At 58.5% G+C, this 8134-nt stretch carries 6 protein-coding genes and 2 pseudogenes; 5 read left to right on the top strand and 3 right to left on the bottom strand.

The annotated features are described in order from the left end of the window. The coding region (locus J6524_RS36760; RefSeq protein WP_225678442.1) for an IS66 family transposase at positions 1-389 on the top strand (389 nt) is incomplete at its 5' end. Positions 390-1173: 784 nt separating this feature from the next. Here J6524_RS36760 and J6524_RS36755 read toward each other — a convergent pair. After that, complete coding sequence (locus tag J6524_RS36755; RefSeq protein WP_225678727.1) at positions 1174-1935, bottom strand: CmcI family methyltransferase; 762 nt, start codon at positions 1933-1935, stop codon at positions 1174-1176. Positions 1936-2212: 277 nt separating this feature from the next. On the opposite strand from J6524_RS36755, the pseudogene J6524_RS36750 reads away from it, so the two are divergent. Then, a pseudogene (locus tag J6524_RS36750) lies at positions 2213-2533 on the top strand (transposase); the annotation flags it as partial. A 367-nt stretch (positions 2534-2900) separates the two neighbouring features. On the opposite strand, the gene ald reads toward J6524_RS36750, so the two are convergent. Next, positions 2901-4013: an alanine dehydrogenase gene (gene ald, locus J6524_RS36745; protein ID WP_225678726.1), complete on the bottom strand. Its 1113-nt coding sequence runs from the start codon at positions 4011-4013 to the stop codon at positions 2901-2903. 756 nt (positions 4014-4769) lie between these two features. On the opposite strand from ald, the gene J6524_RS38200 reads away from it, so the two are divergent. Further along, a complete protein-coding gene (locus J6524_RS38200; protein ID WP_376712132.1) occupies positions 4770-5255 on the top strand; it encodes a reverse transcriptase domain-containing protein in 486 nt (161 codons plus the stop codon). Then, entirely contained in the window at positions 5225-5830 is a 606-nt protein-coding gene (locus J6524_RS38195; protein ID WP_376712131.1) for an RNA-dependent RNA polymerase family protein, read from the top strand. The genes J6524_RS38200 and J6524_RS38195 overlap by 31 nt, the downstream gene beginning before the upstream one ends. An 83-nt stretch (positions 5831-5913) precedes the next feature. On the opposite strand, the pseudogene J6524_RS36735 reads toward J6524_RS38195, so the two are convergent. Continuing rightward, positions 5914-6360 (bottom strand): annotated as a pseudogene (locus tag J6524_RS36735) (transposase); the annotation flags it as partial. 1492 nt (positions 6361-7852) lie between these two features. Between J6524_RS36735 and J6524_RS36725 the strand changes: the two are divergent. Continuing rightward, positions 7853-8062, top strand: a complete 210-nt coding sequence (locus tag J6524_RS36725) for a hypothetical protein (RefSeq protein WP_225678725.1) — start codon at positions 7853-7855, stop codon at positions 8060-8062. Positions 8063-8134: the final 72 nt, after the last annotated feature.

Here is an 8134-nt window from a genome sequence, read left to right as displayed (position 1 = left end):
GGTCGACGCCTATCGTCTCGACCCTCTTCGACTTGTGGGAAAGAGAACTGCCGCGCCTATCCGGCAAATCCAAGCTCGCTGAGGCGATCCGCTATGCTCTATCGAGGCGTGCGGCTCTCGAGCGCTTCCTGACCGACGCTCGCATCGAGATCGATTCGAACATCGTCGAGCGGGCAATAAGGCCGCAGACAATTACGAGGAAAAATGCGCTCTTCGCCGGGTCGCATGGCGGCGGCCGAACCTGGGCGACCATTGCCACGCTTCTGCAAACCGCGAAGATGAACGACGTCGACCCGCACGCCTGGCTCACACAAACCCTCGACCGGATCGCGCAGGGCTGGCCGATCACTCAGATCGATGCGCTCATGCCCTGGAACTTCAAAGCCTGAACGGCATCAGCTTGGCGCTTACGGTCGTCTCCTTGCCGATCGAGATTAGTCGATAGCGTCGGCCATAAAGCCGATGACGTGGATCAACGACTTCCATCTTTTCGCCGGCGGCTACGTCATCGTGACTCTTATGGGCATCTCCCGATGCCCTCGTTGTCCCGAATCGACTGGAGGCACCCACAAGAGACGTGGCGGCCGACATCGTTCGAATGAGGTGCTTTTGGCTTGCGGATCGTCATGGATGTGATCCCATCATCGTCGTGACCACATCTGAATCGCTTTCCACCGATCTTGCCGCTGTGCATGCAATGATCATCCAGTCGTGGTCATTGCGCACAAGCCAGAGGCATAGAAGCAAGGTACGGCCTCGACTTCCCCGGCGCAAAGCCATATCGACTAGTTTGTCGCAACGTGGCCGTGGCCAGCATGCCCCTGGCCCGGCGGCCGAATCATCATCGATGACTTCGATATCCAGAAATCCTAGCCGCCGCGGCTGCTTGATTGGGTCATATTGCGGGCGCTGCGATTGAGATTGTTTTAAACCTGGGATTGGCTTGGCTGCCGCTTTGCGCTTCAACCAGTGGTCGGCAGAAGATCACGGTTCGTCATTGTTGCCCCGTTGCGACGATGGCCTGCAGCAACATGCTGAGCAGATGCGTACCTCTACTGGAATGGTTTCAAACGCAATGCCCAGTTCCACAGCTCGCACGACGCGAGCTGCTCAATACGAGGCCAGCCAATGCCTGCCCGAACACGCACAAGCCGGCAACCTACCGATCCAGGCTTATGACTTTCGAAGCCATGCGTTTGGAGCAGAAGTAAAATTGCTCCCAAACGCGTCGGTATAATACGTATCGATTAAAAATCCCGATTGCTCGACCAGCTGCAAGCCATCAATAATCTCCTTATCTGCACGCATAGGATCGTCTTCGATCACATAATAATCTCCAGATACAAGGAAGCGGCTCAGGTAAGTAAATATCGAGAAAATTTGTACGTGAGCATCGTCGACCACAAGCCAAGGATGAGGTAGTCTCATCAGCAGATTTCTATCGAAGGCGGCAACGTCCGAAAGGTCGACCTGATGAAAGGTAAGACGAGGATGCTTTGCATTTACATGGATACATTTGGTATGCAAATCAAAGGAGTGAACTTCGCCTGGATTCTCACAAAGTAACGACATTTGATCAGCAAACCAAAGTCCGCTGCCACCCTGAAGTGAACCGAGTTCTAGAATCGTCCTCGGCTGAAGTTCCCAAATAAGCCTCGTATACAGAGCTAGATCAAAAGGGGTCTTGACATTCATTAACCCTTTGTACGTCATCGCCAGGGCTCCAACCTTTGTGGAGTAGCTGGGAAAAAGCTTTGCGTGAAGCGACGACTTCCATCCTCGTGCCGATGGCTTTGCAAAGCGGTCGGAGCACTCAGCATTCACAACGCTGCTTAATGCGATTGCCCAATCAAGATTTCCACCCGGCTTTGTTTGATCCGGGTAATTCTTGTGGGCGGCCTCCAAAAAAGCCTCGTATCCGGAAGCGAGTTTCATAGGTCTTCTCCATACTGCCGCCGTCATTGTCTATTACGGCAGCTCGATCGGCCCCCTAGTCCAACCCCACTAAACCACTGGCTAGCGCGCTTGGACACCTACCAGATCAAATGGGGCTAAAGCGCGTAAGAGGCTTCGTTGTAGCACCGCCGCTGCGAGCAGCCGCTCTTCGGAAGAGATGGGGTATTCGGTCCCGATCGCCTGACCTGTTTGCCGCGTAGCGCGTTTTGACTGATGATCATGGACCGATTCAATCCAAAGGCGGCCACTTGCCGGGGATCCCGGCGGGTTCAAGTCGGCTCGCCACTTTGCCGCCTGGCTGGGATTGACGCCGCGGTCTCATTCAAGCGGAGGCAAAGAGCGACTGAGACGAATATCGAAGATGGGACATCCGGAACTCCGCGCTCTCCTCGTTGTCGGCGCAACCGCCGTCTTGCGGATCGCCCGAAATGACGCTCGGGCGCGGCCGTGGCTGAAGGCGCTTCTCGCCAGACGGCCCTTCAAGATTGTCGCGGTCGCGCAAGCCAATAAGACCGCGCGGATCATTTGGGCGCTTCTGAACAGGGGCGGAACTTATCGGCGTCCAGCCCCACCATGATTACCGCAGTCGCCGTCTGATGGACGCAGTGACCGCCAAAACGATCTGACCGGCGCAGGCCGGCAGAGGACAAGGTGCAACAACAGGCGATGAACCCATGGGACGAAATCCCAAGACGAGTGAAGCTACTGCCCCCAATGCGCCCAAGCGCGTAAGCTTGATTTAGCTCCTTGTTCCGCGAATCTCATCGAGGCCAGCGGCCGTGTGCCGCGTACAGAAGACGGGACATATGACCGCACCGTTCCAATGTGTGAATCGACTGAAAAAGCTCTTGCCACGCGGGCCGTTCCACATATGGGGCAAGGTCAAAGGGCCACTCTAAAGGACTGGCCCAAGGAAGAGAAACGCCCTAGAGGGCCCTCTCGGATCAGGCCGCAGCCTGTTCGATCGGTGAGAATGGCAAGCCGAGACTCTCGGCGACCGCCTTATAAGTCAGGCGGCCCCGACAGACATTGAGACCAGCGCGCAGATGCGGATTTTCGAGGACGGCTGCAAATCCCTTGTTAGCGATAGCCAAACCAAAAGGCAGAGTGGCGTTATTCAGTGCTTGGCTCGAGGTCAGGGGGACAGCTCCCGGCATATTGGCCACACAGTAGTGAATGACGCCATCTACCTCGTAAGTTGGGTCAGCGTGCGTTGTCGGACGCGATGTCTCGAAGCATCCACCCTGATCAATAGCTACATCCACGATGACCGAGCCTTTGCGCATCGAGCTCAACGCGCGCTGGCTGACAAGCTTCGGCGCACTCGCGCCGGGAACGAGCACCGCGCCAATGACAACGTCAGCAGCAAATACCTCTTCCTCAACGGCGTCGATCGTCGAGAACCTAGTACGAACGCGACCTTCGAACAGCTCATCTAGCTCACGAAGCCGGGGAAGCGAACGGTCAAGGATAGTGACCTCGGCACCCAAGCCCGTCGCCATCCGTGCCGCATGCGTACCGACTACGCCGCCTCCGATCACCACGATACGGGCCGGCTGGACACCCGGCACGCCCCCGATCAACAGCCCCCGCCCGCCTGCATACCGCTTCAGGGCGCTACCTGCCGCCTCGATCGCAAGCCGGCCCGCGACCTCGCTCATCGGCGCAAGCAGCGGAAGACCGCCATGCGCATCGGTGACAGTTTCGTAGGCGATTGCAGTACAACCAGACTTAATGAGGCCCTTGGCCTGCTCAGGGTCCGGCGCCAGATGAAGATACGTAAAGAGGATCTGGTTCTCTCGCAACTGCGCCCATTCGGACGGCTGTGGCTCCTTGACCTTTACAATCATCTCGCTCAACGCAAACACGTCGCGAGCAGAATCCAGAATGGTTGCACCAGCCTTGCGATAATTGTCGTCTGTAGCGCCTATACCAGCACCGGCATTGGTCTCGAGGAGTACGCTGTGGCCTGCGGCCACATATTCGCGGACCGCTCCAGGGGTCAGGCCCACGCGGTATTCGTGGGTCTTGATTTCCTTGGGAACGCCGACCTTCAATTGCAATCTCCTAACTTGGGACGGCCGCGTTTATAATCGAAAGAGCGGCGCAACCTGCGACGCAGGCGACGAACTAACGCCGAAATTCAGCGATTCCGAGCAGCATCACGCAGGATTCTATTTGAACGACACTCCAGCGCCGAGCTCAGCACCATCGCGCGGATTGATTCGAATGGGATTATCCAGCACCGCAATCGCGCGCCGGCAGCTCGCGCTAGACGCGCTAAGCGTGCGGTCCACCGGTGAGGCGCTCTTCTGTTACGTTAGAATGCTCGCCGCCTGGGCGTTGGGGTACAAGGCGCGTCGCGCTCGCGCTTCTCATGGGAGAGCCATGCGCTCACGGCGTAGACTGTGCCGAACATAGCGGAGAAGATGGACAGCATAGTTAAAAGTAGCATCGCGGGACACTAGTTTTCGTTGGGGAACGTAGGTCTCACCAGATTTCCTGTCGGACCCCATTAGCCCCGATTTGTTACCTCGGTGAGACTCTCTACACCCTACGCTAAGTAAGATTCAAGCCGCTCGAACATATTCTTGGGAAGCGCCTGCAGACTCGATCGCAAGCTCGCAGATCTGCACGCACGGGTCCATCGGGGAGCGTACCGGGCGCAACCAAGCCGCCGTCGGTATATTTTCCGAAGGCGGATGGCAGACAGCGCCCGCTCGCAGTCGCTGCCCTGGAAGACAAGGTCGTCCAACGCGCAACTGCTGCCGTGCTGAACGCGATCTTCGAGGAGGACTTCCTCGGATTTAGCTATGGTTTCCGGCCGGGGCGCGGCCAGCATAATGCTGCTGGACGCTTTGGTTGTCGGGATCAACAGCACGAAGGTGAACTACATCCTGGACGCCGACATTCGGTCGTTCTTCGATCGTGTCAGTCAATCCTGGCTGGTTCGCTTCGTTGAACATCGGGTCGGCGACAAGCGCATCATCCGCCTGATCCAGAAATGGCTCAAGGCGGGCGTTCTTGAAGACGGGATCGTCACAACTAATGATAAGGGAACGGGCCAAGGCTCGGTGATCTCGCCGCTCCTTGCCAACGTCTACCTTCATTTTTTGTTCGATCTCTGGGCGGAGCGCTGGCGGCGGCGCGACGCTACGGGCGATATGATCATCGTGCGCTTCGCCGACGACATCGTCGTCGGTTCGAGCATGAGGACGACGCCCGTCGCTTCTGGAATGCGATGCGAACGCAACTGGAGGAGTTCGCATTGTCGCTTCATCCGGAAAAGACCCGCCTGATCGAGTTTGGCCGCCGTGCTGCGACCAACCGCCAACGGCGTGGGATCGGCAAACCAGAAACCTTCAATTTCCTCGGGTTCAGCTTCATCTGCGGCACATCGCGCCGAGGCAGCTTCCTGCTCAAGCGGAAGTCGCGGCGCGAACGCATACAAGCTAAACTCAGCGAGATTAAGGAAGAGATGCGACGACGGCGGCATCAGCCGACTCCCGACCAGGGGAAATGGCTGAGGCAAGTCGTCACCGGCTTCTTCGCCTATCATGCCGTGCCGACGAATGGGCGCGCGCTGGAGGCGTTCCGCTACCACATCATCGACCTATGGGGGCGCTCGCTGAGGCGACGCAGCCAGAAGGACCACCTGACGTGGGCGCGGATCACGAAGCTGTCGGATGACTGGGCTCCCGAAAGCGAGGATCCTTCACCCCTGGCCAGAACAGCGCTTCGCCGTCAAGCACCCAAGGTGGGAGCCGGATGCGGGAAAGCTGCATGTCCGGATCTGTCCGGGGGGCGCTCAGCAATGAGCGTCCCTACCGGGATCATAATTTTCGAGGCCTACTTCGACTTGAGATCAGTCTGATGCAAGGGCATCGAGATAGTGTGGACACGAGAGCCGCGTTCAATCTTCTCCGAACGGTGGCAATTGAATTTGGAACGTGCCGTTCAGGCCGCAATGGCGGATCCCCTCGGTCGATAAGTTTCGGGAATTGCAGCTTCCTTGAACAGCCTGGTGGAGGCTGTTTCTGAGGGGGGAATCGTTTCTCGCTCGGAGACCAGAAATCCGTTGGCGGCAATGCACAGTGTTGCGTGGTGGTGGAAGCCACGCCAGCTTCGCCCCTCGAAGTGACCAAGGCCAACTTCCTGTTTGAGTTCGTGGTAGTCGCGCTCAATGCGCCAGCGCAGCTTGGCAATATCGACGAGATGGCGGAAGCCAATGTTCGCCGGAAGCGTTGACAACCAATATTTGGTCGGCGCCTCCTCGCCCGCCGGCCACTCGATCAGTAGCCATTCCTCCGGCCGGCTTTCGGCGAGCCAGTAATCGCGATGTGCCGGACGGACGCGCACACGGGCAAAGCGCGAGGACAACCGTTCCGCCGTACCCTCACGCCACTCACCTTCGTGCTGTTGATCCCGAAAACCAAAGCGTCCAGCGCATTATGCTGGCCGCGCCCCGGCCGGAAACCATAGCTAAATCCGAGGAAGTCCTCCTCGAAGATCGCGTTCAGCACGGCAGCAGTTGCGCGTTGGACGGCCTTGTCTTCCAGGGCAGCGACTGCGAGCGGGCGCTGTCTGCCATCCGCCTTCGGAATATACCGACCGCGGCTTGGTTGCGCCCGGTACGCTCCCCGATGGACCCGTGCGTGCAGATCTGCGAGCTTGCGATCGAGATCGGCCTCGTAGTCCCGCCACGTCACCCCATCCACTCCAGCCGCCGCCTCCCGCTTAAGCGCGAAGAACGCCGTCCTGAGCGCAGGCAGGCTGAGATGGTGGTAGAGCGCGGTGAACCGTTCCTTCTTCCTTTCCTTGTGGCTTGACGTACGCGCTCCAGCGCCTGTGACACGCTTTCCCGATCCTGCGCCCGGCGCGTGCTTAGCTGGTTCGCGTTCCCCTCGGCCCCCGTCCTTCGCTCCACCGCCTCCGCGGCCGGTAACCCGGCTTTGTTCGTCAGCTTCGTTGCTAATATGACAGGGTCTGACTTCTCGTGTCCGTGCATCACCGGCTACAGCTCCTCGCTTTCCCGGTGCGGGCCGGGGCGGCCGGACCGCCCCCGGTCAGACTCGAGATCTCCCGGTTTCCGCGCAAGGAACGTCCATACATGCCAGGGTCTACGACCACACCGGGACGTCCAGGTGCTCGCGTTATCGCACCCGTCCGCGTCGCCTTCCGCTCTGAGTACAGCGTCGACTCCCGGGACAATCTTCTTTCGCGGCTCAATGGCTGGCCTGCATGCTCCCCTGCCGACGCTTCGCCAGCGCCCTCACGGACGCTGCCGCACGGCTTGGGGCCGATGTGGGCGCTACTCCTTCATCGCAATGGACTCTCACCATCTATTCCTTGCCGGCCTCCCGGCGCACACGCAGTAGGACTAGACGGGCCGTGGTGCAGGTTAATCATCTGCCCCACGGCAGTGGGTGAACTAGGCTAGGCGGATGCAACGTTCGCAGCGCGGTCGCCCGGCAGTGCCGGAGGCGAGATATTGCCGTTCGATGTTGTTGCCCTCGGTGCACTTGTCGTTGTCGTGATAGACGTTTCTCGCATTCGGTTTTTTCGAATGAAATGGAGGCACTTTAGCCATAATAAGACCTCCCCTAGAAATGCGCATCGAATTAACGCGCGTACGTGCCCCTGAACAGTAACGATGCGTCGATATTGATTAATGCAACAATTCTCGCATCGACGCTGAAATTGAGCGATCAAGCGCCTTTTTTGACGGATTTCAGCAACCGATAGTCTGAAGTGGACCCCGGATTTTGGACCGGCGGCTTAGGTGGTGCGGATGCCGTTCCGTTTTGATAAACGGAGCGGACCATGAAGAAGACGAGACGGAAAATCGATGCGGCGCTGAAAGCAAAGATCGCCTTGGAGGCGAGAACAATCAACGGTGACGGATCTGGCGCAGCGCTACCAGGTGCATGTGAACCAGATTTATGCGTGGAAGAAGCAGCTTCAGGATCAAGCGGTTCGTGCGTTCGACGCGGGCACTGGTCGGGATGGCGAGGTGGCCCACGAACTGGAGGTCGAGAAGCTCCACGCCAAGATCGGACAATTGACGGTCGAGCGAGATTTCTTAGCCAGGAGGTCCGAAAGATGAGCGCGCCGGATCGCCAAGGATTGCTTCAGCGCGATCATGAGAGTCTATCGATCCGCCGGCAATGCCAACTGC

The sequence above is a fragment of the Bradyrhizobium hereditatis genome, from assembly GCF_020329435.1.
Classification (GTDB): domain Bacteria; phylum Pseudomonadota; class Alphaproteobacteria; order Rhizobiales; family Xanthobacteraceae; genus Bradyrhizobium; species Bradyrhizobium hereditatis.
This window is presented reverse-complemented; position numbering and strand designations above follow the sequence as displayed.

Excerpts from the sequence above, each read along its gene's own strand:
- J6524_RS38200 (WP_376712132.1), top strand. The coding sequence starts at position 4,770 with ATGGTTTCCGGCCGGGGCGCGGCCAGCATAATGCTGCTGGACGCTTTG.
- J6524_RS36755 (WP_225678727.1), bottom strand. The coding sequence starts at position 1,935 with ATGAAACTCGCTTCCGGATACGAGGCTTTTTTGGAGGCCGCCCACAAG.